Source organism: Pedobacter antarcticus, assembly GCF_900103515.1.
Taxonomy (GTDB): domain Bacteria; phylum Bacteroidota; class Bacteroidia; order Sphingobacteriales; family Sphingobacteriaceae; genus Pedobacter; species Pedobacter antarcticus.
Map to the genome: position 1 here is coordinate 1 of NZ_FNGZ01000001.1, position 25,544 is coordinate 25,544.

The 25,544-nt window shown below is 39.3% G+C and carries 26 protein-coding genes; 9 read left to right on the top strand and 17 right to left on the bottom strand.

Features of this window, described 5'->3' with window-relative positions; all coding sequences use genetic code 11:
- From BLR53_RS20035 to BLR53_RS00025, 5 genes are all read right to left on the bottom strand, one after another.
- Positions 1-252, bottom strand: a 252-nt coding sequence (locus tag BLR53_RS20035) for an ISAon1 family transposase N-terminal region protein (protein ID WP_074586022.1), incomplete at its 3' end; no start/stop codon positions are given.
- A gap of 117 nt (positions 253-369) precedes the next feature.
- Positions 370-1,149, bottom strand: a complete 780-nt coding sequence (locus BLR53_RS00010; protein WP_074586024.1) for a DUF4468 domain-containing protein — start codon at positions 1,147-1,149, stop codon at positions 370-372.
- Between the two features lie 9 nt (positions 1,150-1,158).
- Positions 1,159-1,506 (bottom strand): hypothetical protein, encoded by a 348-nt coding sequence (locus BLR53_RS00015; protein WP_037438250.1) that lies wholly within the window; start codon positions 1,504-1,506, stop codon positions 1,159-1,161.
- A gap of 446 nt (positions 1,507-1,952) precedes the next feature.
- Positions 1,953-2,450 carry a YciE/YciF ferroxidase family protein gene (locus tag BLR53_RS00020; protein WP_425312213.1) on the bottom strand — a complete coding sequence of 166 codons (498 nt, stop codon included), beginning with the start codon at positions 2,448-2,450 and terminating at the stop codon, positions 1,953-1,955.
- 181 nt (positions 2,451-2,631) lie between these two features.
- Positions 2,632-2,997, bottom strand: a complete 366-nt coding sequence (locus BLR53_RS00025) for a SpoIIAA family protein (protein WP_037438249.1) — start codon at positions 2,995-2,997, stop codon at positions 2,632-2,634.
- Positions 2,998-3,156: 159 nt separating this feature from the next.
- On the opposite strand from BLR53_RS00025, the gene BLR53_RS00030 reads away from it, so the two are divergent.
- Positions 3,157-4,314, top strand: coding sequence for a zinc-dependent alcohol dehydrogenase (locus BLR53_RS00030; protein WP_074586027.1), 1,158 nt, complete (start codon positions 3,157-3,159; stop codon positions 4,312-4,314).
- Positions 4,315-4,376: 62 nt separating this feature from the next.
- A complete protein-coding gene (locus tag BLR53_RS00035; RefSeq protein ID WP_074586029.1) occupies positions 4,377-5,645 on the top strand; it encodes an Hsp70 family protein in 1,269 nt (422 codons plus the stop codon).
- Between the two features lie 108 nt (positions 5,646-5,753).
- Here BLR53_RS00035 and BLR53_RS00040 read toward each other — a convergent pair whose 3' ends face one another.
- The 9 genes from BLR53_RS00040 to trpS all read right to left on the bottom strand — a co-directional run bounded on the left by BLR53_RS00040 (position 5,754) and on the right by trpS (position 17,502).
- Complete coding sequence (locus BLR53_RS00040; RefSeq protein ID WP_037438246.1) at positions 5,754-6,167, bottom strand: OsmC family protein; 414 nt, start codon at positions 6,165-6,167, stop codon at positions 5,754-5,756.
- A 68-nt stretch (positions 6,168-6,235) separates the two neighbouring features.
- Complete coding sequence (locus tag BLR53_RS00045; protein WP_037438245.1) at positions 6,236-7,474, bottom strand: nucleoside recognition domain-containing protein; 1,239 nt, start codon at positions 7,472-7,474, stop codon at positions 6,236-6,238.
- Positions 7,475-7,562: 88 nt separating this feature from the next.
- Positions 7,563-10,403, bottom strand: coding sequence for a S9 family peptidase (locus tag BLR53_RS00050; RefSeq protein ID WP_074586031.1), 2,841 nt, complete (start codon positions 10,401-10,403; stop codon positions 7,563-7,565).
- Positions 10,404-10,566: 163 nt separating this feature from the next.
- Positions 10,567-12,369, bottom strand: coding sequence for a membrane protein insertase YidC (gene yidC, locus BLR53_RS00055; protein WP_074586033.1), 1,803 nt, complete (start codon positions 12,367-12,369; stop codon positions 10,567-10,569).
- A 20-nt stretch (positions 12,370-12,389) separates the two neighbouring features.
- Positions 12,390-14,006: a CTP synthase gene (locus tag BLR53_RS00060; protein ID WP_037438242.1), complete on the bottom strand. Its 1,617-nt coding sequence runs from the start codon at positions 14,004-14,006 to the stop codon at positions 12,390-12,392.
- A 461-nt stretch (positions 14,007-14,467) separates the two neighbouring features.
- On the bottom strand, positions 14,468-15,007 hold the full coding sequence (locus tag BLR53_RS00065) for a hypothetical protein (protein WP_037438241.1): 540 nt from the start codon (positions 15,005-15,007) through the stop codon (positions 14,468-14,470).
- A gap of 47 nt (positions 15,008-15,054) precedes the next feature.
- Positions 15,055-15,795 (bottom strand): 3-deoxy-manno-octulosonate cytidylyltransferase, encoded by a 741-nt coding sequence (gene kdsB / locus BLR53_RS00070; RefSeq protein ID WP_037438240.1) that lies wholly within the window; start codon positions 15,793-15,795, stop codon positions 15,055-15,057.
- A 48-nt stretch (positions 15,796-15,843) separates the two neighbouring features.
- Positions 15,844-16,458 (bottom strand): deoxynucleoside kinase, encoded by a 615-nt coding sequence (locus tag BLR53_RS00075; RefSeq protein WP_037438239.1) that lies wholly within the window; start codon positions 16,456-16,458, stop codon positions 15,844-15,846.
- 45 nt (positions 16,459-16,503) lie between these two features.
- Positions 16,504-17,502 carry a tryptophan--tRNA ligase gene (gene trpS / locus BLR53_RS00080; protein ID WP_037438238.1) on the bottom strand — a complete coding sequence of 333 codons (999 nt, stop codon included), beginning with the start codon at positions 17,500-17,502 and terminating at the stop codon, positions 16,504-16,506.
- A 219-nt stretch (positions 17,503-17,721) separates the two neighbouring features.
- Here trpS and BLR53_RS00085 point away from each other — a divergent pair, with 219 nt between their 5' ends.
- From BLR53_RS00085 to BLR53_RS19730, 6 genes are all read left to right on the top strand, one after another.
- A complete protein-coding gene (locus tag BLR53_RS00085) occupies positions 17,722-18,456 on the top strand; it encodes a lysophospholipid acyltransferase family protein (RefSeq protein ID WP_074586036.1) in 735 nt (244 codons plus the stop codon).
- Positions 18,453-18,743, top strand: coding sequence for an Asp-tRNA(Asn)/Glu-tRNA(Gln) amidotransferase subunit GatC (gene gatC, locus BLR53_RS00090; RefSeq protein WP_037438237.1), 291 nt, complete (start codon positions 18,453-18,455; stop codon positions 18,741-18,743). Before BLR53_RS00085 ends, gatC begins: the two co-directional genes overlap by 4 nt.
- 62 nt (positions 18,744-18,805) lie before the next feature.
- Positions 18,806-19,573 carry an ABC transporter ATP-binding protein gene (locus tag BLR53_RS00095; protein WP_170844840.1) on the top strand — a complete coding sequence of 256 codons (768 nt, stop codon included), beginning with the start codon at positions 18,806-18,808 and terminating at the stop codon, positions 19,571-19,573.
- A 13-nt stretch (positions 19,574-19,586) separates the two neighbouring features.
- Complete coding sequence (locus BLR53_RS00100; protein WP_074586038.1) at positions 19,587-20,135, top strand: cob(I)yrinic acid a,c-diamide adenosyltransferase; 549 nt, start codon at positions 19,587-19,589, stop codon at positions 20,133-20,135.
- A gap of 84 nt (positions 20,136-20,219) precedes the next feature.
- Positions 20,220-20,441 (top strand): DUF2795 domain-containing protein, encoded by a 222-nt coding sequence (locus BLR53_RS00105; RefSeq protein WP_008240955.1) that lies wholly within the window; start codon positions 20,220-20,222, stop codon positions 20,439-20,441.
- 129 nt (positions 20,442-20,570) lie between these two features.
- Entirely contained in the window at positions 20,571-20,729 is a 159-nt protein-coding gene (locus BLR53_RS19730) for a lmo0937 family membrane protein (protein WP_139218398.1), read from the top strand.
- A gap of 43 nt (positions 20,730-20,772) precedes the next feature.
- Here the strand turns inward: BLR53_RS19730 and BLR53_RS00110 are convergent, their stop codons facing one another.
- Both BLR53_RS00110 and queA read right to left on the bottom strand, forming a co-directional pair.
- Positions 20,773-21,456: a 2-C-methyl-D-erythritol 4-phosphate cytidylyltransferase gene (locus BLR53_RS00110; protein WP_037438235.1), complete on the bottom strand. Its 684-nt coding sequence runs from the start codon at positions 21,454-21,456 to the stop codon at positions 20,773-20,775.
- A gap of 112 nt (positions 21,457-21,568) precedes the next feature.
- Complete coding sequence (queA, locus tag BLR53_RS00115; protein WP_037438234.1) at positions 21,569-22,618, bottom strand: tRNA preQ1(34) S-adenosylmethionine ribosyltransferase-isomerase QueA; 1,050 nt, start codon at positions 22,616-22,618, stop codon at positions 21,569-21,571.
- A 242-nt stretch (positions 22,619-22,860) separates the two neighbouring features.
- Between queA and BLR53_RS00120 the strand changes: the two genes are divergently transcribed.
- Positions 22,861-24,105, top strand: a complete 1,245-nt coding sequence (locus BLR53_RS00120; protein WP_170844839.1) for an ABC transporter permease — start codon at positions 22,861-22,863, stop codon at positions 24,103-24,105.
- 103 nt (positions 24,106-24,208) lie between these two features.
- On the opposite strand, the gene BLR53_RS00125 is transcribed toward BLR53_RS00120, so the two are convergent.
- Positions 24,209-25,402: a pyridoxal phosphate-dependent aminotransferase gene (locus tag BLR53_RS00125; protein ID WP_170844838.1), complete on the bottom strand. Its 1,194-nt coding sequence runs from the start codon at positions 25,400-25,402 to the stop codon at positions 24,209-24,211.
- Positions 25,403-25,544: the final 142 nt, after the last annotated feature.

Below are 25,544 nucleotides of genomic sequence, written 5' to 3' on the forward strand. Positions count from 1 at the left end.
ATTTAGCCAGCGTCGACGTTTGATATGAAGAAATACCTTGTGGCCTCGAATGGGGAAATCCTGTACGGTGATGGTGGAAAAAAAACCTTTAGATAGTAATTTCTCTCCATCAGGCACATTTGGAGTAGTATTAACTTCCTGCAAGTCCAAATGAAAAACGTCTTCTTCTTTCCGAACTCCCTTAAGTTCAAAAAAGTCAAGAATAAAATCTGGTAATAGTAAGCTTATTAAAGAATGGTAACCGTCCTGCATCAAGTAAGAAATCTAAAGCAACAAAGCTAAAAATATAAGAACTGATCCACAAGTTTTTGACTTGATCCTTGATCTCTTTCGGATCGTATCGTCAAGAATCGGTTGCCTGCTGACGAATTAATATTTATTACGTTTTATATTTTTTCTAAGATCATTGACGAAGGTGTTAACGACGTTGTCTAGCGCATAACCGGTATCTGGCAATCTCATGCGTCCCTTTGACGAAAATATCGTCTGATCATATTTGTCTCCCGAAATGCCTACAGTCGTCGTTCGGTTTTTGGAACGTAATCGCGTGATACTGTTAATTTCAGGTGTTTCGACCAGGAGACGGTTATCTTCAAAATGCATGGTCAGGGTATAATCAAGAGTAAACTTACTTATATAACCTGCAACCGGAATCTGGCTATCAGTTGTATGAATAGTTATACTTTCTTCTGCAGCAGAGGTTATAATTCCGCCTGGCTCATTGTAATAATTTTGAAGATAGGCCAGAGCTTTAGTATACAGTTCATCTTTTGATTTACCGGGAAATTTTAAGATGATATAGTTCATCTTTTTATCTTCCCGATTTATGAAACCGTTAGTGGTCAATTGAAATGGTCCGGTAGAGGTTCTTGAACCAAACATTGGATTAAAAAAGTTAGTTTCTGTACCGGGTGTGGTGCTTGCATTTGTACCTGAAATTGGCGTGACAATCGTATTGTTCACAATTGTAGAATGTGTTCCATTAGGGTTCACAACGATCGACCCATGGATGGTAGAATGTGTCCCATTCGGGTTTACAATTACAGAGCCTACAACAGTGGAATGCGTTCCATCAGGATTGACCACAACTTGTCCTGAAGCCATTCCGGCTGTCAGGATCAAGGTAAAAAAGAGTGGCAATCTGTTCATGATATATTATTAATCTTCTTCATTAAATATATTGTCATCTTCCCAGGTCAGGTAATCACTATACCATTTTGCGCCTTCCAGAAAGATATCTTTTAATTTAATTTCCGTAAGAGTGGTATAATGCACAATCATCTTGTGATTTTCTTTCATACCCGAACTGTTATGATAAACGAAATCAAAAGTAATAACCTCCGGGGTAAGATTCATCTCAAGAACATCATCCATATCTACTACCTCGATGATAGTATGAGAAGGTACGTGTAAAATAATACTTCTTCCAGCAGTAATACTAGGCTGCTGGTGCTCGCTTCCATCTAGAAAGGCAAATATGGGTAACGCAAAATCATTTAATTCCATGGTTTAAAACTAGCAATATATATTCCACAAATGGAATGGTGTCAGGTTAATTGTGATCCATTTTGATAATACCCGGTTAAATAATTTATAAGCTCTATTCTACCGGATATTTTCTGGGCACTGTCGGATGAAAATAATAAATATTACCTTACAATAAGAAATGTTCGCAAGACTTATTTTTAAATAAATAATTTCAGCTTAGCAAAAAATATAACTATAGGTTCCCAGATGATCTGTGTACTATTTTCGATTGAGGAGAATCTTTTTGAAACGGATTATGTAGTAAATACTACAATGGCGAAACGGAAAGGAGCAGGCTATGTATGGATTACCGGAATTTGGTTTATGATTGACTTATTTCAGGACCACAGAGCTTTTTTGGACTTTATAAGAGTAATTAGAAGGCATCTCATCCCCCTAAACTGGGGGCGAGATGCCCTTTTTAACTATTCCTGCGCCGCTTGTTCATTAACGAAGCTTTCTGCAATACCAGTCAATGCCTCATCAGTGGCTTTTTCATTATCCAGGGTTCCCTGAAGAAGCTCGACAACATCTGTATGGCCCATGTTTTCTGCAAATGTTCTAAGTGTGCCGTATGTCGCGATTTCATAATGTTCAACCTTTTGAGCCGCGAGGATCAGTCCTGCATCTCGTACCAATGTGCCTTGATCGGTATCAGCAATAATACTGTCTGCTTCTTCCAGCAAACCGGCCATTGCATCACATTTCTTTGCCTGAGCTTTTTCGTCTAGTAATTCGAAGACCTTCTCCAGCGTCTGAATGTGCGTGTTGGTTTCTTCCGTGTGTTTTTCGAAAGCAGCAGCCAGTTCTTTACTAGTCGCTGCTTTCTTCATTTTTGGAAGCGCCTTTACCAAATGTTTTTCGGCCCAGTAAATGTCTTTCAACTCATCTACGAAAAACTGATGAAATTCTGAGTCCTGCATTTTACCGGTGTTTCCTTTCGGTTTTTTCTGAAGGGATATACTGGCAGACTTTGCTGCATTTTTAACGGTACTGCTTTGCGTTTCTTTTGCACTTGAAGTGCTGCTTTTTTTTGTTGTAGTTGCCATAATTTTGTTTTTATAGGAGATGTAGACACACATAACTAACAACTACACAAAATGTTTAACGTTTAATTACCCATTTTCTGGCTTTTTTTAAATCTTCCATTTTAAAGCCTTTAGCTTCGCCTGGGGTGATGAAGCTGAATAGGTCAGTAAATTTCTCCACGGCCGGTTGATCAGTAACAATGGCCATTTTCTTCCATCTGGTGAAGTGCTTCAACCCGGCTGTAAGATCTTGAATCCAGGCTCCCGCACTGAAGTTTTCAACACCTGTTTCTAAAACAAGCAAATAATATATTTCACCAAATTGTTCAGCCTTAACGGCAAGACCAGGTAACAAAACGCTTTTAACGTCTTCCTGATCTACTTCTCCAGAAGCGCGGATTCCCAGAACGTGGTCTGGCAGATTATGAATAAGTGTCAGCATATTTTTTCATTTAGTATCTGGATATAACAGGCAGATACAGTGTAGGTTTGAATTAAAAAAAGAATCATAAGATTTTCATTCCCCGGAAACATTTAGCTCGATCCCGTGTTCCGCAGATATCGGAGACAAAACATCTATTAGAAAATTAATCTAAATTTTATGAAAGCAGCAGTATTTCACAAACCCGGACAGATCACTTATGATCAGGTAGCTGATCCGCGTATTGAAGCAGCAGGGGATGTTATCCTCAGAGTTACTTCCACAGCTATTTGCGGATCGGATCTGCATATCTTAAGCGGTGCAGTCCCTCAAAAAGAGGAGATGATCATGGGACATGAATTTATGGGCATCGTAGAAGAAGTCGGTCCGGCAGTAAGGAACTTGAAGCCAGGAGACCGTGTTGTAGTCCCTTTTCCAATATCGTGCGGGCATTGTTTTTTCTGTAATCACGGTGCATCTCCGAGTTGTGAAAATTCAAATTATAAACATTACGGCCCTAATGGAGATCTAATGGACCAGAAAGGTGCCGCTCTTTTCGGATATACTGATCTTTATGGTGGTTATTCCGGGGGGCAGGCAGAATATGTCAGGGTTCCGTACGCAGATATAAGCCCCCGGATTATTCCAGATAACATTACCGATGAACAAGCTTTATTTTTGACAGATATATTCCCAACCGGCTGGTCTGCTATAGACTGGGCTCAGTTAAAAGGGGGAGAAGTAGTCGCTATTTTTGGTTCGGGCCCTGTCGGTCTTATGGCTCAAAAGGCTGCATGGTTAAATGGTGCAGGAAGGGTGATCGCAATTGACCCGCTGGATTACCGCCTGGAGAAAGCAAAAGCTGTGAATAAGGTGGATATTTTAAATCCGCACAAGGTTGACGTGATCGAAGCTATCCGGGAAATGACCGGGGGCAGGGGCGCAGATGTTTGTGTTGATGCTGTAGGTTTTGAACCTGAACGTAATTTCCTGGATAAAGTTAAAGCGACGGTGAATTTTGAGAAGGGAAGTATTAAAGTACTGGATATGTGTTTTAAAGCTGTACGCAGAAGTGGCACTGTATCTATTATGGGTGTTTATGGAAGTCCATATGATAATTTTCCGCTTCACCGGATTTTTGATAAAGGAATTACTATTAAGCAAGGGCAGGCACCTGTTTTGAACTATATTGATAAACTCATTGAACTTGTAAAAGAGGAAAAAGTAGTGCTTGATGACATTATTACACACACCCTTCCTTTAAGCGAGGTCGCACATGGTTATCAGATTTTTGATGAAAAACAAGAAGACTGTGTAAAGGTAGTTCTGAAACCTTAAAGAATTATTATATTTGCGGTAGGAAAAAGTTCTTTTCCTACCGCAAATATATCCCTCTTTTCATGAGTAAATACCTCTACGGAATCGATTTCGGCACAACGAACTCCGCGTTATCCATTTTTGATGAAGAAAAAAAAGAAATTCTAACAACCATCACGGTTCCATCTTTACTATACTTTCAATACGAACAAACTTCCTCCCAGCCGATGCAATATGTAGTTGGCGAAGAAGCTATAACAGCCTACCTCGCAGACGGAATGAGAGGCCGGTTCATCAAATCAATAAAACAGATTTTATCGAGAAGTAGTTTTATAGAGACACGTATTTTTCATCAGCGTTATAATGCTTCTGATCTTGTAGCCTTGATCTTGAAAGATTTGAAGACCAAAGCAGATAAAATAACTGGCGAAGATTGTCAGAAAGCCGTAATTGGCAGACCAGTTTTCTTTGATGACGACAACAGTGCCAAAGATACGCTGGCACAGAACCGGCTGAATAAAGCGGCACAGCTTTCTGGGTTCACAGAAGTGCGCTTTCAGTTTGAGCCAATAGGGGCAGCATTTTCTTATGAAAAAACGATAAGCAGTCAGCAGAAGGTGTTGGTTGCTGATTTAGGTGGTGGCACGACAGATTTCACTTATCTGGTACTGGACCCCGAACATTCTGGAAATACTGACCGTAGGGAAGATATGATAGCTTCCGGTGGCATTTACATTGGCGGTGATAGTTTTGATTCTGCTTTTATGTGGGATAAGGGGACCCCTTATTTTGGGAAAAATACAATGTATGAGGCTACTCCAGGCAAAGTACTGAATGTTCCTAAATCGCTCTTTGCCAACATTTGTACCTGGGACAAAATGAATTTTTTTAATGGTCAGAAGATTAGAAATGAGATACAGGATTATTATTATTACTCGAAAAATGACCCGAAGTTTAAAAATCTGCTGACCTTAATTGAAAACAACCTCGGCTACTCAGTATTCAGGTCTATTGAAAAAACTAAAATAGCTTTATCGGCTGCCGGCAATGCTGAATTTGCTTACCACCAAATGGATATTGATATTCAGGAAATGGTATCCAGAGCTGCATATGATCAGATTATTGAAAAGGATATCCGTAAAATTGATATTTATCTACAGGAGTTTATGGAGAAAAATAAGATCGCGCCGAAAGAGATTGATAGTTTATTCCTAACCGGAGGAAGTTCTCTGGTGGGTGGGGTACAAGAACTCTTTAAAACTAGATTTCCAGATATTCCAGTGAATTCAGGTGATAATTTTACGAGTGTAGCCAAAGGTTTGGCTTACAGTGGTTATCTTTTTGAAAATTAACAGAATTTTGGTAAAACATAAAAGCCTTTAGCTTCTAAAAAACTGAAATGCCCCCAAAAAATTAGACACTTATTGGGGGCATTTTTATGTTTTACCAAAAATCATTTGCTAGAGCTTCAATTCATGGCTTTCTATAGTGATAGGGCTAGTTAAGATCTTATGAATTGGACATTTATCGGCAATTTGCATTAGTCGTGCCCTTTGTTCTTGTGTTAGTTCACCTTCCATTTCTATTTTCCGGATAATACGTGTACTAGCATCCATTTTCTCTTCTGCGCAGATGCTAAGCTGGATTCTGATGCTCGTCAACGGATATTCCTTGCGATCGGCATACATACGCATGGTTATTGCTGTGCAGCTTCCCAAACTAGCCAATAACAGTGATCCTGGCGGCATAGCCTCGTTAGTTCCACCTTTATCTTCGGGTTCATCGGCATAAACGAGGTGTCCCCCGGCATAAATTTTTGTCAGGTAATGTGCTTGGTCTAATTCGGTGACGGCTGTAATCAGGTCTTCTGGCATATGTAAATAGTTTAAAGTTTGTTCTATCTATTAACAAACTTAGGTGCCAAATCGTTTTCAAACAGTTATTAATGGAAAAATAGGTACGCAACGAAGACGGCGGCGATAATTCCCGCCAGATCTGCAATTAATCCCATGGGAATAGCATATCTCGTCTTTTTAATTCCAACAGAGCCGAAATACAGTGCGACGATATAAAAAGTAGTGTCTGCTGAACCATTGAAAATGCAGGATAAACGACCGACGAACGAATCAGGACCAAAGGTTTTCATGGTGTCAACCATCATAGCTTTAGCACCACTTCCACTCAGCGGTTTAATTAAGGCGGTTGGCAGGGCGGGAGTAAAATCTGTATTTAGTCCTGTATGCATAAAACACCAGGTAAAACCGTCAACAATATAACCTAATACCCCAGAATTTCTTAGTACTCCAATTGCTACAAGCATGCCGATCAAATAAGGGATAATAGTGATACAGGTAGTAAATCCACCTTTTGCACCCTCAATAAACGCTTCGTAAACATTAACCTTTTTGCGTAAAGCACCGAGAATGAACGCAATAATGATGAAAAAAAGAATGAAATTTGACGCTACTTTCGATACAACTTCAATCTCCGATTTGCTCAGGTAATTGCTGAAATAAAATATTAATCCGACCAGAAATAGTGTAATTCCACCAAGCCAGGAAATAACTACTCTGTTAAATAGGTTTATTTTCTGTTTGATTGCTACAGCGATCATTCCCACTACTGTTGCAACGTAGGTCGCTATCATACAGGGAATAAATATATCTGAGGGATCTGCTGCGCCCAGGATAGCCCGTTGGGCCATAATACTCAGTGGAATAAGGGTTAATCCAGAGGTGTGCAGTACCAAAAACATAATCTGCGCATTACTCGCTGTGTCTTTATCCGGATTAATCTCCTGCAAACTTTGCATCGCTTTAAGTCCGAAAGGTGTGGCTGCATTATCCAGGCCCAGGAGGTTTGCTGAAAAGTTCATCACCATATGACCTGTTGCAGGGTGGTTTTTAGGTACTTCTGGGAATATACGGCTAAAAAACGGGCCTATAATACGCGACAGAAAGTTAATGGCACCGGCTTTTTCACCAATATTCATAATCCCAAGCCATAAAGTCATAATACCTACCAGAGGTAGGGCAATGTCCATCACACCGACTTTGGCCGACTCAAATGTTCCATCTATTATCAGTTTGAAAATTTCGGTATCGCCGAAGAATATCAGGCGGATTAGTGCAACAACAAATGCAATTACAAAAAATGCAATCCACAGGTAATTTAAAGCCATATATATGTTTGAAGCTATGAATGTAACAAAAAAGGATCTGCATTCCTGAAAATGCAGATCCTTTTTTAATTTAATATGGTGACCCAGACTAAGGTTTTTCGTCCGTTAGTTCAAAACCCCATGTTTTACCTTTTTCAGTTGCTGGAATTCCGCTTGTCATCCAAACTGGTGCTTTAGCTCCTTTGAGATAATGATCGAAAAACTGCTGCTCACGAATCTGAATGTCTTTTCTATTCTGACGAAGCACCAAATTATGTGCCTCATTATTATAGTTTAGCATCCACACTGGTTTACCTAATCTCCTCAGGCCAGTAAACATTTCAATACCCTGATACCATGGCACAGCTCCATCTGCATCATTGGCCATAACTACAACTGGTGTATTTACTTTAGGAAATGCAAATAAAGGTGAGTTTTCAATATACAATTCTGGTTTTTCCCATAGAGTTGCACCAATTCTACTTTGTGTTTTTTCGTATTGGAACTGCCTGTTCATCCCAGATTCCCAACGCATGCCGCCATACGCAGAAGTCATATTTACTACCGGAGCACCAGCCCATGCTGCTGCATACATATCTGTTTTCGTAATCAGATGGGCAACCTGATAACCACCCCAGCTTTGTCCCTGGATACCGATTTTGGTCCCGTCGACCCAAGCATTCTTTTTTAGCGATTCTACACCTGAATTGACGTATTCTTCCGCTGATCTACCTGGATAACCTGTTTCATAACTGATATCCGGTGCAAAAACAAGGTATCCATTACTTACAAAATAAGGAATATTTAATCTGGAAGGTGTAGGAGCCGGTGCATTATAAGCGTATAGACCGTCGCTTAATTTCTCATAGAAATAAGCGATCATCGGGTATTTTTTTGCCGGATCAAAATTCTCTGGTTTGTATAAAATACCTTCGGCTTGATGACCTTTAGGGGTTGTCCATTTTACAAGTTCTGCAGTTCCCCAGTTATACTGCTGCTGCTGCGGATTAGTTTGGCTCAATTTAGTTTCCGTTTTCAGATCTGCGGATGCATAAACATCAGGTGAGTTCGTATAATTTCCTTTGTCATAGAGGTAACGTTCTGCAGATTTAGCTTTAATTACTGCAGAGTATTTATATTTCGCTATAACCAGTAATTCAGGATTCTTACTATTGGAAACTGAAGTTTTATAGAAACCATTTTCTTTAGTCACCTCGTTAAAAGCGCTCAATAGAATTTCGGGCTTTTTACCAATAAAACGTTCTTGAGGATCAGTTTGTAAATAACGGAAAGTCAGTTTATTTTGTCTCCCAAATCCATTGGTCAGGTTTTTTGCTGCTGACTTGCCATCTGGTGAGAATGACCAGATATCATATTTGTCATAAATTAATACCTGCTTATCATCTGCTGTCCAACCTGCAAGACCATATTGGCCTGGCTCGTCCGGTACGTCATTATCCTCGTTCGCAAATTTCACAGTGGCAGATTCGGTTAAGGAAATAGTTTTGCCGGTAGCAACTGAATAGGATGACCAGTTTCCTGTAGCCTTATCAAAATAGGCAATGTAATTGCCTCCCGGAGATGCAAATACGCTGCCTCTCAAACCAGTGATGATTTTCTTGCGATTACCATTACGTGTGTCTACCAAATAGTAATCACGAATAGTACCTGCAGTCCATTGCATCTGTACTCGGTTGCCGAAGTCTGTAGATGCCAAAACATAATTTGCGTCTCCCTCATTCAATATACTCGCCTCAGGCAGCTTAAGATCCGTTAAAGGAATAATTTTCGGGTCACTGCTGTAAATATCAATAACAGTCAAGTAGGATCGTTTGGATTCTTTATCTGCATTTTTTAATTGCATTGGTTGCAGATAATCATCTTTATAACCCCAAATGTCAAGCTTAGCATTTTCAAAATCTACCAGGGTAGTATCTTTTTCTTTTTTAACAGGAGCAATTCCAAAATAGAGTTTATTGCCTTCTTTGCTGAATGTTAAAGTTCCATCACCGCTTACAACCCAGTTTGCTGGCATACCTTCCATTTCCTGATCGACCAGAGACTGTGCTGTATCCAGTGATAATGAGTTGAAATAAATACTGTAATCTTTAATTTCCTTTTTCTCAGGAGAGGTTTCACCCAGGAACACGACCTGTTCGCCGTCTTCATCAAATACAAATCCTTTAAAATTACCTTTTACGCCAACAAGAGTTTTAGTTGTTCCTTTTAAGGTGTTAAATAAATAAACACCGGGCTTGTTATTCTTATCTTTTTTAGACAGAGCTACAGCAAATACCAACTGTTTTCCATTTTTGCTCAGCGCATAATTGGTCACATTCGGGAATGTACGCTCTATTCCGGTAAGCAGGTTTCTTAACACGAGGTCGGAACCGTCTTTACCATCTTTTTTTACCGCATCATCATCTGCGAAAAAAGCGTCTTCAGCATCTGAATCTTTAGCTACAGCTGGAGTGACTTTCTTGCTCGTATCTAATGCAGGTTCTTTCTGGTAGGCCAGGAAACTACCCTCATTTTCAGGAAGTACAAACGATTTAACACGTCCGACTTTATATATAACTGCGGTTGTCAGGTTAATTATGCCGAGAGAATCTTTAGACATTTCAGCTGGTTTTTTCTTCTTGATTTTCTCTAGCCTGACATCTTTAAAGAAAGGCTTAATCAGGAATGCTGCAAATTTTGAATCTGCACTGAATTGCATCTTTTCGCCTCTGTTAACGTTAATTTTTCCGGAAGCTGTCAGATTCTGAAAGTATAAATTTGCGTCGCCTTCTTGTTTCAGAACGGAATAAGAAGCCCATTGTCCATTAGGAGATAGTTTTTTAACACCTATACTCTCCCAGGAGTCATAAACCGTATGGTCTAGGGGTTTCTTCTGCGCAAATACAACGCTCGCACAGAGAAGGAGAATAAAAGTAAATTTGTTTTGCATAATCAATGTTTGTGTTTGGATGGAATGTTTTAAAATTTAAAAATTGCAATTTATTCCCGGTTTACCATACATGTATGGCAAATTTTACATCTAAAGCATGAAAAAAGGCAAAAAAAAAAGGTATCCTGTAAAGGATACCTTTTTCATAAAACCAAAACCAGGATTATTTATTTTTATTCTGCTGCGTTTTAGCTTGTTGCTGCTGACGCATATAATCATCCAGACGAGTCTGGAATTTAGATTTTTTCTTTTGTTCCTCTGGTTTTTTCTTGTTCTCTTTCAGGATATTATGAATTTTTTCATCGTTAACGAGCATCTTAATCAGAAATTGCTGACCGAAAGTAAGCATGTTCGCAAGGAAATAATAATAGTTCAGACCTGAAGGGTAACTGTTTAATACACCCAGGAATACTATTGGCATGATATAACCAATGTATTTCATCTGACCTGTAGCACCCGAAACCTGGTTATTGAAGTAAGTATAAATCAATGTCGATATGGTCATCAGCACACACATTAAACTTAAGTGGTCACCAATGAACGGAATAGTGAAACCAAACTTAATGAAATCATCATACGTTGATAAATCATGCATCCAAAGGAAGCTTTGTCCTCGTAATTCGAATAAGTTCGGGAAGAAGAAGAAGAATGCCATTACAATCGGTAACTGAAGCAGCATTGGTAAACATCCGCCAAGCGGGTTAACGCCAACCTGTTTATAAAGTTTCAGATATTCTTGTTGTAAAAGTGTAGCATTGTCTTCTCCAACTTTTGCTTTGATCTCGTCCATCTCCGGCTTGAGGATTCTCATCTTCGCCATAGAGATATAAGACTTGTAAGTCAGTGGAGACAAAACAAGTTTCAGGGCTATAGTTAATACTAAAATGATAAGCCCGTAGTTCCAGCCAAATCCTTCAAGAAAGTTAAACACAGGTAATACAACAAATCTGTTGATGTATTTTAACGGCCAGTAACCCATCTCAACCAATTTCTCAATTTCCTGACCCTGCGCTTTTAATACTTTGAACTGATTAGTTCCAAAGTAGAACTTCATTTTGTAGTTCTGTGCAGCCAGCTGATTAAATGGCAAACTTAAATTTGCATGATAACCTTTAACTTGTTCGGGTGTAGTTAATACAGTAACACCTAATTTAGCCTTAGCGAATGGGTCAGCAGGGATTAATACAGCCGAGAAAAAGTGTTGTTTAAAAGCGATCCACTCGATCTTGGATTTAGAAAGGTCTTCTGTCTCATCTTTAGCAATGCTCAGGTGATCTGGATTTTTATCTACATACTTATAATAAGGCGCAGAGTACTGCTGCTCATTTTTCAGTGATTTTTCTTGTTGTAATAATACTGTAGACCAGTTTAGTGCAATGCTATCCCTCTGAATAACCTGATTCATACCATTCAGGTTAATGTTGAAACCAACGTTATGTGATTCTGGCTGCAGATCGTAAACAAATTCAATAAATTTATCAGGACTGTAGTTAGCACGCATGGCCATTGAACCCTCTGTCAGTACCGGGGTAAAGTACAAATCGTTCGTGTTAACTTGTTTGCCTCCAATAACGAGTGTTAAACCAAATTCGTTCTTGTCGCCATCAAATAAAACAACAGGTTTACCCTGGTAACTTTTTTCATTTTTAAGCTCAACGGATTTGATTTTACCCCCTTTGTTGCTGAAGGTTAATTTGAGTTCGTTGTTCTCAAGTACACTTGTAGCTTCTATACCTGAGATGTTGGCGCCAAAAGGTCCTTTTAGAGTTGCAGAATCAAGCGACGGAACTGCAGTTTGTGCAGCAGCAGCCGCAGGAGTAGTAACTGTTCCTGCTTTTTTAGCTGAATCCAGTGCAATTCGTTCACGTTCCTGTTTTAATTCAGCCTCACTTGGCTTGAAAAAATAGAAGGAACCTGCAAGAACGATCATAATCAGGAATAATCCTGTGAATGTATTTTTATCCATTATAGTTGTTTAAACGCCTTTTATTTGGTTTTTTTCTTCGCATACTCCATCGCAGCGGCGACAAATTTAACAAAAAGAGGGTGAGGATTAGCAACTGTTGATTTTAATTCCGGATGAAATTGTCCACCAATGAAAAACGGATGATTTTTTAGCTCAACGATTTCCACTAAATTACTGTCAGGATTGATACCTGAAGCTATCATACCTGCATTCTCATATTGATCCAGATATGCGCTGTTGAACTCATAACGATGTCTGTGACGCTCATTAATTCTGGATTTTCCGTATGCTGCAAAGGCTTTAGTTCCTTTTTTAAGCTCACATGGATAAGAACCCAGTCTCATAGTACCGCCTTTATGGGTAACAGTTTTCTGATCTTCCATCATATTAATTACCGGTGCTGAGGTCGTTTCATCAATTTCAGTTGTGTTTGCTTCGCTCAACCCTAAGACGTTACGGCCAAATTCAATTACCGCGCATTGCATACCCAAACAGATCCCGAAAAATGGAACATCATTCTCTCTAACGTAACGGATCGAGTCAATTTTGCCTTCAATACCACGGCTTCCAAAACCGGGAGCGACCAATACACCATCCAGGTGTTTTAGTTTCTCTTCTGCATTATCCGCATAGATATCTTCAGAATGGATATACTCTACTCTTACTTTACACTCGTTTTTAGCACCTGCATGAATAAATGCTTCTGTAATTGATTTATAAGCATCTGGCAGTTCGACATATTTACCGATCAGACCAACTCGTACTTCGGCAGTAGGATTTTTTAGTCTTCCCAGGAAATCTTTCCAGCTTTCCATATCAGGCTCGTTTTTCTGTGCAAGTTTCAGTTTACTTAGAACAGTTTTATCCAATTGCTCTTTCATCATTAACAAAGGCACTGAATAGATAGAAGAAGCGTCGATTGATTCGATTACCGCATTAACGTTTACATTACAGAATAAAGCGATCTTTTTACGGATATCTGGTGTAATATGATGTTCTGTACGGCAAACAAGGATATCCGGTTGAATACCATATTCCAGTAATGCTTTTACAGAGTGTTGAGTTGGTTTTGTTTTTAACTCTCCGGCAGCCGCCAGGTAAGGAATTAAAGTCAGGTGGATAACTATAGCATTGTTAGCTCCGGCTTCCCATTTAAACTGCCTTACAGCTTCAATAAACGGAAGAGATTCAATATCACCGACAGTACCACCTAATTCTGTAATTACAATATCAAATTCTCCTGTATCACCCAGGATTCGCATATTACGTTTAATCTCATCTGTAATATGCGGAACGACCTGTACAGTTTTCCCAAGGTATTCGCCCTGACGTTCCTTATTGATTACGTTCTGATAGATACGTCCGGTGGTGATATTATTTGCCTGAGAAGTAGGTACATTAAGGAAGCGTTCGTAATGACCAAGATCCAGATCCGTCTCTGCGCCATCTTCAGTTACGTAGCATTCGCCATGCTCATAAGGGTTTAACGTTCCCGGATCAATATTGATATAAGGATCGAATTTCTGAATGGTTACCCTGTAACCTCTAGCTTGTAAAAGTTTGGCCAATGAAGCGGAGATGATGCCCTTACCCAAAGAGGAAGTGACACCGCCCGTAACAAAAATATACTTAGTCATGTTTGTGAGTTTGTGAAATAAAAGCAGCAGTAGGCGCTGTTTTATTGCTTTTGTACGGGATACAAAGTTAACAAATATTGTGGTATAGAAAAGTAAATTTTGGAGATTATGTATTCAGCTGAGTCTGAGGAAAATGGCTGAAGACGAAAAAGACCAGGATGATCTCCCGGCCTTTTTCAATAATATATTTGGTTAGAATATGCTGGTTTAGGTAGTGCTGCATGTTTAGTGCTTAACACTAAGGTAAAGCTAATGTAAATTTTAAGATTTAGTACGTCTGAGGTGAAATAAATTACAAATAAAATGTAAGTAACTGATTTTCAGTATAAAAAAATTGATGGCCACTGCTTTTTTGTGCTTTGGCAGTAATTTCTTGCTGTCGTTTGGCTGTTAATTTATGAGCATTAATGTATAAATTTCGATCTCTAACTTAGTGTCTAACTTACACTAAGTACTGCTTTCTATTTACAGCACTCGTAGTAAGGTTTAACCTTTTTTTCTTTCTCGGACCAAGCTACGTATACCTTTGTTTCTTTACCTAAACGGTATTTAAAGCCATTGAGACCACTTTTTCTTAATTCTTCAAAAAATTCTTTATCAGGCGTATTTTTGTCTGCCAGTTCATCTTCAGTAACTGCAGGTTCCAGGAAATTCTCTTCTTCGAAGAAAAGTTTGAGTTCCTGCTCCATAAAAGCTTTTTGTTTTTTCTCCCTCGCAAGGTCTACACTTTCCTTATAATTATCCAGCAGATCTGACGCAAGTATCCGGACAGCATATACCGGTGCGCCTCCTTCGGCGGTAATATTAAACAGTAATGCCATTTCTTTTGGTTTGGATCCCTGTAATTCTATCCTGAAAGTATCAGGTTTTATTGCGTTGCTGAAATATTGAACAGTAGTTTGAACATGGTTCTTATCGGAAAGCTGCTTATCTTCTGATGATGAATTACAGGATACAATAAATAAAAGTAGTATAAAGAAGGAGTAAGGAGTAAGTCTCATAAGCAGGATTTAAAGTAATATAGGTAATTAATTATCCTTTGAAATAATTATCCCTCGAAATGTCTAATCTTATCAAGATCCTGCGGTGTATCGATGGCAATAGTTTCCAGTTCTGTAATACGTGTATGTATTTGATAACCATTTTCCAGCCAGCGCAGTTGCTCAAGGCTTTCGGCAAGTTCCAATGGAGAGGGAGGTAATCTGGTGATCTCAGCTAATGCACGGCGTGTGTAGCCATAGATTCCGATATGTTTAAAATATTGATGGTTTGCCGCCCAATCGGAAAGTTCATGAGCACGTTGAAAAGGTATGGGGTGCCGGCTAAAGTACAGTGCCTCGCCATTTGCATTAAGCACTACCTTTGGAATATTGTGGTTGAAAAGCTCACTCTCATCACTGATCTTTTTAACAAGGGTAGCGAGTTGTACGCCAGGGTTGTCCCTGAAGCATGACGCTAAAAGTTCAATTTGTCTTGGATTTATATAAGGTTCGTCACCCTGTATATTAATGATTACATCATATTCATCAAAATTGGATGCGACCTCGGCACAGCGGTCTGTTCCGCTCTGGTGATCAGACCGGGTACGTATATACGGCGCATTAAAACTTTGAAGTTCCGTAATGATCCGGTCATCATCTGTGGCGACAATTACTTTGTCAAGAAGGCTGGCTTTGCTAGCCTGTTCATAAACTCTGCGAATCATGGATTTCCCATTAATATCCACCAGAGGTTTGCCCGGAAAACGGGTTGACGCGTATCTTGCAGGAATGATCCCTAATATTTTCATTGGTATTGATTGTGTTAGTACTTTACCATTCTGCGTTATTGTTTTTCCTTAGAAAAGCCCGTTGATTTCGGCTTCGATGGACTGAATAACTTGCCCAAGGTCTTCCGGATTGCTGGTGAAATCAAGTTTGTCTTTATCAAGGATTAATAATTTACCGAGTTGGTAACCTTTAATCCATTCTTCATATTTTTCATTCAGTTTAGATAAATAATCTAAACGGATACTTGCTTCGTAATCTCTTCCCCGGCGCTGAATATTATTTACCAGTGTTGGAACTGAAGCACGTAGATAGACAAGCAGGTCTGGAGGTTTGATAAAAGTGGTGACGTTATCGAATATATCTCTGTAATTTTTGTAGTCCCTTGAAGTCATGAGTCCCATTTCGTGCAGGTTTTCTGCAAAAATATGTGCATCCTCATAAATGGTTCTGTCCTGAATTACGTTGCGCTGATTGGTTTGAATATCTACAAGCTGCTGAAAACGATTGTTCAGAAAGTAGATCTGAAGATTAAAGCTCCATCGTTTCATGTCACTATAAAAATCTTCCAGGTAAGGATTGTTATCTACTGCTTCGTAAAGGGCTTCCCAGCCATAATTTTTTGCAAGTAACCCGGTAAGGGTCGTTTTTCCGGCTCCGATATTGCCAACGATTGCTATATGCATATCTCTATTCTAATGCTTGTAAATAAATAAGTTTCGTGGACAGTACTAGAAAGGCTTAAAGCCGATCAGTTCTCTCACATCTTTTAGGGTCTGTCTCGCGCTGATCCTGGCTTTTTCTGCACCACGCTGCGCTACCTGACGGAGATAATCAGTGTCAGCTGAAATCTCCAGAATCCTTTCACGAATAGGGGAGTTAAAGACGATCATATCTTCTGCAAGTTGTTTTTTGAAATCTCCGTAACGGATTCCGCATTTATTGTATAGTTCGTCAAAATGTGCAAGCGTATCAGCCGAAGAAACGATTTTCATCAGATCAAATAAATTCTGAATAGCTTCAGGTTTTGGCTGGTTTTCCTCAGTAGGGCCGCCGTCGGATACTGCTTTTGCTACTTTTTTTCTGATTACTTCTGGAGAATCTGCCAGGTAAATACAATTGGCGTCTCCTTCAGATTTACCCATTTTACCTTTGCCGTCAAGTCCGGGAACTTTAACCAGGTTCTCGCTGTAGCTAAAAGCAAATGGCTCTGGAAAATAATCTGCGTTATATAAACGGTTAAAACGGTTTCCAAATGTTCTTGTCATCTCCAGGTGTTGTTCCTGATCTTTTCCTACCGGAACTTTAGTAGCTCTATGAATCAGGATATCGGCGGCCATCAATGACGGATAGGTAAGCAGACCTGCATTAACGTTATCAGGATTTGAGCGGACCTTATCTTTAAAAGAAGTACTTCTTTCCAATTCACCCATATAGGCGTTCATATTCAAATAAAGGTATAGTTCAGTTACTTCAGGGACATCCGACTGAACATATATTGTTGCTACTTCCGGATCTATTCCGCATGCCAGATATTCAACCAATACATTTTTTACATAACCGTTTAAATCTGTTGGTGTAGGATGTGTCGTGAGTGAGTGCAGATCTGCAATGAAAAAGAAGCAGTTATATTCATGCTGCATTTTCACAAAATTGGTTACTGCGCCAAAATAGTTGCCCAGATGTAATTTTCCTGTAGGTCTGATACCACTTAATACGATTTCTTTCATGTGCTTCAATTAGATTGCGGTAATTTGATACAAATGGAACGATTATCCATTGGGGCAAATCTCCTGGGCCGAAATTAAGAAAAAACCCTTATCTGATGTTCTATTATATTTCTTTTTGTGAATCCGGTGGTAATATTATAGAATGATATTGTGGGTCAGGGCAAGAATATCCAATTGTTTACGATAAGCTATTAATGTATTTTTTGTACGTTTGAATTTATGATTTTGCTGTTACGCCACCTGCACCGCTTTTATGTAATCGTTGTAATCCTGTTTTTTTTTGTACTCTTTTATCCCTTCTATTGGCTTGCATCGCGAAAGCCTTCCGGTTACTTCTTCTTAAATCATCTAAGAACTGCCAATAGCTGGTGCAGTAGTGTATTTTCCGGTATTTATTTCCGTTTTCATTATGAAAGCCCCCTTCAAAACGATCAGGCTTACGTATTCGCTGCCAACCACTCCTCGAACTTGGATATTATGTTGTTTTGCCAGCTGGCAAAAGGGGCTTATAGTTTCCTTGGAAAGGTAGAGCTATTGAAGAATCCAGTATTAAAGTTGTTTTTTCAAACGATTGATATCCCATTGGACAGGGCGAGTAAAATGTCGGCGTTCCGCGCGTTCAAACGGGCGGGGGAGCAGCTAAATGCGGGAAGAAGTCTAATTATTTTTCCTGAAGGCGGTATTTCGGGAGCTAATTATCCACCAACTCTGGAGCCGTTTAAAAATGGGCCATTTCGTATGGCTATAGAAACCGGAACACCTATTGTTGCAGTGAGTATCAGCGATGCCTGGAAACTCATGTGGGATGATGGTTCAAAGTACGGAACAAGACCTGGAATCTGTGATATTTATGTACATTCACCCATTGTTACAGAAAATATGTCGGCTGATGATGCCGAAAAGCTGAAAGAACGTATTTTTGAATTGATAAAGCATAAAATTGTGCAGAAATGAATATAGACCAGAAAACAATATATAAAGTGGCTGATCTTGCCAGAATTGAAATCAATGCCGATGAAGTAGAAACTCTTCAGGCGGATATGAATAAAATTCTGACCTTCATGGAGAAACTTAATGAGTTGGATACGAGTAATGTAGAGCCTCTTGTTTATATGAACCCGGAAGTAAATGTGTGGCGTGCCGATGAAGTCTTTCATGATATAAGTGTAGAAAATGCCTTAAAGAATGCGGCGGTTCATAATGAAAACTACTTTATGGTTCCTAAAATTCTGGAGAAATAAGCCGCTGTTGTAACATTAATAGAATAAGCTTGTCTAAATGTGATAACAATAAATAATACCTGATGGAGAACCCACTAATTAATATTAAAGATATCGGTCGTAAATATGTAATCGGATCCGAAGTGATTCATGCATTAAAATCAGTTTCACTGGATATTTTCAAAGGCGAATTTGTAGCATTAATGGGACCATCCGGATCGGGTAAATCTACATTGATGAACATTCTGGGGTGTTTAGATACACCAAGTAAAGGTGATTATATCCTGAATGGAACGAATGTTAGCCAAATGACTGATGATGCTTTGGCTGAGGTTAGAAACAAAGAGATTGGGTTTGTTTTTCAGACATTTAATCTTCTGCCCAGATCTACATCCCTTGACAATGTAGCTTTGCCTTTAATTTATGCAGGTGCTTCTAAGAAAGAACGTGATGAGCGTGCGCAGAAAGCTCTTGAAAATGTGGGTTTGGGAAACCGGGTTACACACAAGCCAAACGAACTTTCCGGAGGCCAGCGTCAGCGTGTAGCTGTGGCGAGAGCTTTGATCAATAATCCCTCTATTATTCTGGCCGATGAGCCGACAGGAAATCTAGACACTAAAACTTCCATTGAGATAATGGGGCTGTTGGAAGAAATTCACAGTAAAGGCAATACGATCATCCTGGTTACGCACGAAGAAGATATTGCGCAGCATGCACATAGAATTGTAAGAATGCGGGATGGTCTTATAGAAAATGATTATAAAAATACCGATATTAAAACTGTTTCACCACGGTTGAGTAAACTAAACGAGACCGGTGATGATTTTGAACAAATCGGAAAACAGTTATAGAAATATCTACGGAATGAAAATTTACACCAAAACAGGAGACAAGGGGGAAACTTCATTGATCGGTGGTACCAGAGTTCCGAAATATCATTTGCGAATTGAATGTTACGGGACGGTGGATGAATTAAATTCATATATCGGATTGATTCAGTGTCAGCGGATCGGTTCTCATTCAAAAGAGATACTGAAAGAAATACAGGACCGTTTATTTACCATCGGTGCGGCGTTGGCTGCAGATCCGGAGAAATCAAGAATGAAAATTCCAGACCTTCATCAGGAGGATATCGCGTTGCTTGAACAAGAGATGGACAACATGAATGAAGAGCTCCCCGCATTGAAACATTTTGTACTTCCTGGTGGGAGTACTGTGGTATCATGGTGTCATATCGCAAGATGTGTTTGCCGCAGGGCCGAGAGACTGACTGTCCAGCTGAGTACAGAAAGTGAGGTTGTACCCGGAGTGGCTATTTACCTGAACAGACTAAGTGATTATCTGTTCGTTCTGGGCAGAAAGATCGCACAGGACACGCAGACCGCTGAAAGTATCTGGATACCAAGGGTCTAGAAAGTGGAAAAAAAAGTTTGTTTTCGTCAGCTTTTTTAATATACTTTTGCAAAACTAAATAAGAACAATAAAATAGTAAATAATATGTATTGGACACTAGAATTAGCATCGCATTTGGAGGACGCTCCATGGCCTGCAACAAAAGACGAATTGATAGATTACGGCATCAGATCAGGTGCACCGGTAGAAGTTATTGAAAACCTGCAGGCTTTAGAAGATGATGGTGAACCGTATGAAACTATTGAAGAAATCTGGCCAGATTATCCAACTAAAGATGATTTCTTCTTCAACGAAGACGAATATTAAATGAAACATAGTTGAAAGTCCCCTCATACGGGACTTTTTTTTTGTTTTTGGAACGAAGATTGTTTTGAGAATTGTCAAGAGAGTGTCTGCTTTCTAATTATTCAAACACAATTTAAAAATCTACAAACTATGGGAAATTTACTTTATTTGGTCGCGGTGGTATTAGTTATACTATGGGTAATCGGAGTCTTTTTTAATGGCTTCGGGAATGTCGGCGGTCTGATTCACGTTTTACTGGTCATCGCAATTATAGCAATTATCCTTAAGGTGATTAACAAGGCCGCCTGATCTGAATAATTCTGAAATTATTATATAGTCACAGCCGCTGATCTTAATCAGCGGTTTTTTTTGTTTGCAGAAACCAGTCTGCAAGCTGCAGATCCTCTGTATAAGTTATTTTTATATTGGTTCTTTCTCCAGGAACTAAATGAATAGGATACCCTGCTTTTTCGACCACAGAAGCATCATCGGTAAAATCGATACGGTAAGGTTGTAGATATGCTTTTTTTAACTGTTTTAAATGAAAAGCCTGCGGTGTCTGGACAAGAAATATTTCATTTCTGTTTAATGGGGTTGCATGCTGACCCTCGATCTGGATTCTAACTGAATCTACGGCCTGTACAGCCGTTATTGCGTTCCCATCGACTTCTGCTGCCTTAAAGATAGTTTCGATTAGCTCCGGGCTTATTAATGGACGTACAGCATCGTGAATTGCGACTACTCCGTCTCCTTTAATCTTTTTCAGTCCATTTTTAACCGAATCAAATCTTTCTGCACCGCCCTTAACCAACTGGTGAGTAATTCTGAAGTTATGTTTACTACAGAGTTCTTCCCAGAATTCATGCTGATGTATATTCAGCACTAAAATGATTTCAGGCTTTAATGCGCATTTGGCGAACGCTTCCAAAGTATGCATCAGCACTGGTTTACCCTGTAGTTCCAGAAATTGTTTGGGGACCGTTTGATTCATTCGGCTTCCTTTTCCTCCTGCAACTATAATCGCAATATATTTCATTTGAGTTTGTAAGTTTCTGTTGACTCGTAGCAGCCCTAAATTTATAGAAAAATGGGTAAAAAAAATAGGAGCAACCCTTGGGTCCTCCTATTTCATATCTCTTTGGCAATTATTAGATAATTAACATTGCATCACCGTAACTATAGAAACGGTATTTTTCTTTTAAAGCTACTTCGTAAGCATTTCTTACATAGTCGTAACCACCAAATGCACTTACCATCATCAATAAAGTAGATTCAGGTGTATGGAAATTGGTAATCATCGAATTTGCGATACTAAAGTCATAAGGAGGGAAGATGAACTTGCTTGTCCAGTCGTTAGCTGGCTTAAGCATTTTACCTGAAGAAACCGCTGATTCTATTGCACGCATAGAAGTGGTACCTACTGCACAAATTTTTCTTTTTTCCTCCAGTGCTTTGTTAACGATGTTTGCTTGTTTTTCTTCAATGATAAACTGCTCTGAATCCATTTTGTGTTTAGTCAGATCTTCTACTTCTACAGAACGGAAAGTACCCAGTCCTACGTGTAAAGTCACTTCTGCAAAATTAATACCTTTCAGTTCCAGACGTTTCATTAGCTCACGGCTAAAGTGCATACCCGCAGTAGGTGCTGCAACAGCTCCTTCATGTTTAGCAAAAATAGTCTGGTAACGTTCCTTATCCTGTGCAGTTGCTTTACGCTTAATATATTTAGGGAGTGGTGTTTCACCAAGTATTTCGATGTTTTTTCTAAATTCTTCGTCTGTCCCATCAAATAGGAAACGGATAGTACGGCCACGTGAAGTAGTATTATCTACAACTTCTGCCACTAAAAGATCATCATCACCAAAATACAACTTATTACCTACGCGAATTTTTCGAGCCGGATCTACCAGCACGTCCCAAAGGCGAAGTTCTTTATTCAGTTCACGTAGCAGGAACACTTCAATAGTAGCACCAGTTTTCTCCTTATTTCCGTACAGACGTGCAGGAAAAACTTTAGTGTTATTCAGGATCATGACATCCTGATCATCGAAATATTCCAAAATATCTTTAAATATTTTATGTTCAATTTTGCCAGTGTCTTTATGCAAAACCATTAAACGGGCTTCGTCCCTTTGTTCTGAAGGATTATTGGCAACTAATGATTCAGGCAGATTAAACTTAAATTGAGATAACTTCATGTTTTAAAATAAAATAATTAAGGCCGCAAAATTACGTAATTTAATGCTTATTAATAAATATATCTTTATTCCGGTATTTTTATATTTAATTTACCCATTGTTTTCGTCCGGTAAATTGATTTTAAGCAGATATTAAACGTTTTCACAGGAAGATTGTGTGCAATGGTCAGTAAAAATATTTATAAAAAAAAACTTAGCGTTAGCTGTAACCTTTTACCCGCTTTTCCATCTAATCATCAATTATGATCATATTCAGACTTATAGGAGAGAGCTTCAGGTTTGCTGCCGATGCGCTGATACAAAATAAACTGCGTACAATGTTATCCTTGCTGGGTATAACGATCGGTATATTTACCATTATAGCTGTTTTCTCGGGCGTGGACACACTGCGGAACAAACTGCAGGAGAGCGTCGATAAGCTGGGCTCAAATACACTATTTGTTCAGAAATGGCCCTGGGGTGGATTTGGGGATTACCCCTGGTGGAAATATATGAACAGACCAGAACCAACTCTTCGTGATTATCAGGCACTAAAAGGTCGTTTGGAACATGCTGATGGAATTTCTTATGAAGTATCCAGCAGAAACAGAGTGATTAAATACAGAAGTAGTTCCGTAGAGGGTGCGACATTAAATGCCGCCACTCATGACTATCATATTACCTGGACCCTGGATTTTCAGGAGGGCAGGTATTTTACGGATAATGAGAGCCGGTCGGGTAGTCCTGTCGCTATTCTCGGTGCGGAGATAGCGAACGGACTTTTCGGCGGATCATCCGCGATGGGAAAGCAAATCAAAGTTATGGGACGAAGACTTACAGTAGTTGGTGTCTTTAAAAAAGAAGGGGAAGATATGCTGGGGATGTCTCAGGATAATAACGTATTGATTCCATTAAACTTTGCAAAGGGCTTATTTGATATACAGAATAGCAACTATGATCCGACAATCACTGTAAGGGGTAAGTCTTATATAGCTTTGGAAGAGGTCGAAAGTGAGTTGCAGGGAGCTATGCGCTCTATTCATAGAATCAGACCCGGTGTGGAAGATGATTTTTCATTGAATAAAACGACTATGATTTCTAACCAGCTGGATATTATGTTTAAGATGGTGCGTATTGCTGGATGGGTGATCGGCGGATTTTCAATCTTGGTTGGTGGATTCGGTATTGCCAACATTATGTTCGTATCTGTTAAAGAACGGACTAATATTATTGGTATTCAGAAATCACTTGGGGCAAAAAATTACTTTATTCTGCTACAATTCATGTTCGAGGCGGTTGCGCTGTGTCTGATGGGAGGTTTGCTCGGATTATTACTGGTATACAGTCTAACCCTTGTAGTAACTTATGGCTTTGGAATTAAAGTAGTACTTGACTCGGCCAATATCATTATGGGAATTTCGATTTCCGTGGTCATAGGTGTTATTTCAGGGTTCTGGCCTGCTTATTCAGCATCCAGACTTGATCCAGTTGAGGCTATCCGCTCTTAAGCCTTAACATGAATGCGGCTGGTTGTTAGTGCTCATTCTTAAAAGCATAAAAAAACTCAGTACGGAATGACCCGTACTGAGTTTTTTTATGGATAAGATTTACTTAGCTGATTTTAGCCAGGGCATCTTTAATTCTTGACACCGCTTGAACCAATTGGTCTTCTGCAGCAGCATACGAAATTCTGATACAGTCCGCATTTCCGAAAGCTTCGCCGGTAACAGTGCTAACATGCGCTTCGTTTAGTAAATAAAGACAAAGATCATCGGCTGTGTTTATCACAGATCCGTTTACACTTTTACCGAAGAAAGATTTTACTTCCGGGAAGAAGTAAAATGCGCCATCCGGTAGGTTCACTTCAACACCCGGAACTTCCTTTAGAAGGCCGTAAACCAGGTCTCTGCGTTTTTTGAATTCATTCTTCATTTCAGTTACGCTGTCCAGATTACCTTCATATGCAGCTAATGCGGCACGTTGAGCAATGGAAGAAGTTCCAGAAGTGATTTGTCCTTGTAGTTTATCGCAGGCAGCAGCGATTTCTTTATTAGCTGCCATATAACCAACTCTCCAGCCAGTCATTGCATAAGCCTTAGAGAAACCGTTAATGATAATTACGCGGTCTTTAATTGCAGGGAATGATGCGATTGAAGCATGTTTGTCTACAAAATTGATATGTTCATAGATTTCATCGGAGATGATATAAATCTGTGGATGTTTTTCAAATACTGCTGCCAGTGCGGCTAGTTCTTCATGTGAATAGACCGACCCTGTAGGATTACAAGGAGACGAGAACATAAACAATTTAGTCTTTGGCGTTATAGCCGCCTCCAGTTGTGCTGCGGTGATTTTAAACTCCGTTTCAACTGTAGCGTGGATAAAAACTGTCTCGCCTTCTGCCAGTTTAATCATTTCTGAATAAGAAACCCAGTATGGCGTAGGTACAATTACTTCTTCTCCCGGATTAACCAGGCACATTACAGCATTAGCCAGAGATTGCTTGGCACCTGTAGAAACCACGATCTGATCAAAGGTATAGTCCAGATCATTTTCGTTCTTTAGCTTAGTGGTAATCGCTTTACGCAGTTCCGGGTAGCCAGATACGGGCGTATAATAAGAGTAATTTTCGTCGATAGCTTTTTTAGCAGCTTCTTTGACGGAATCGGGAGTGAAAAAGTCTGGTTCCCCGAAGCTCAGATTAATTACATCAATACCTTTAGCTGTAAGTTCTCTTCCCAGCTTTGCCATTTTAATGGTCTGTGATTCTGAAAGGTTATTGATTCTTTGAGATAAAAATGTCATGATTAGTTGATAAGATAACAAATATAAAATCTGCGGGCGTTAAAAGCTAAAAAAATACGTTTTTAGTAGATATTCATCAGGAAAACGTATTTTTGAGCCCTAAATTCATCTAGTGAGTCCTAAAAAGAAAGCTATACTCGTT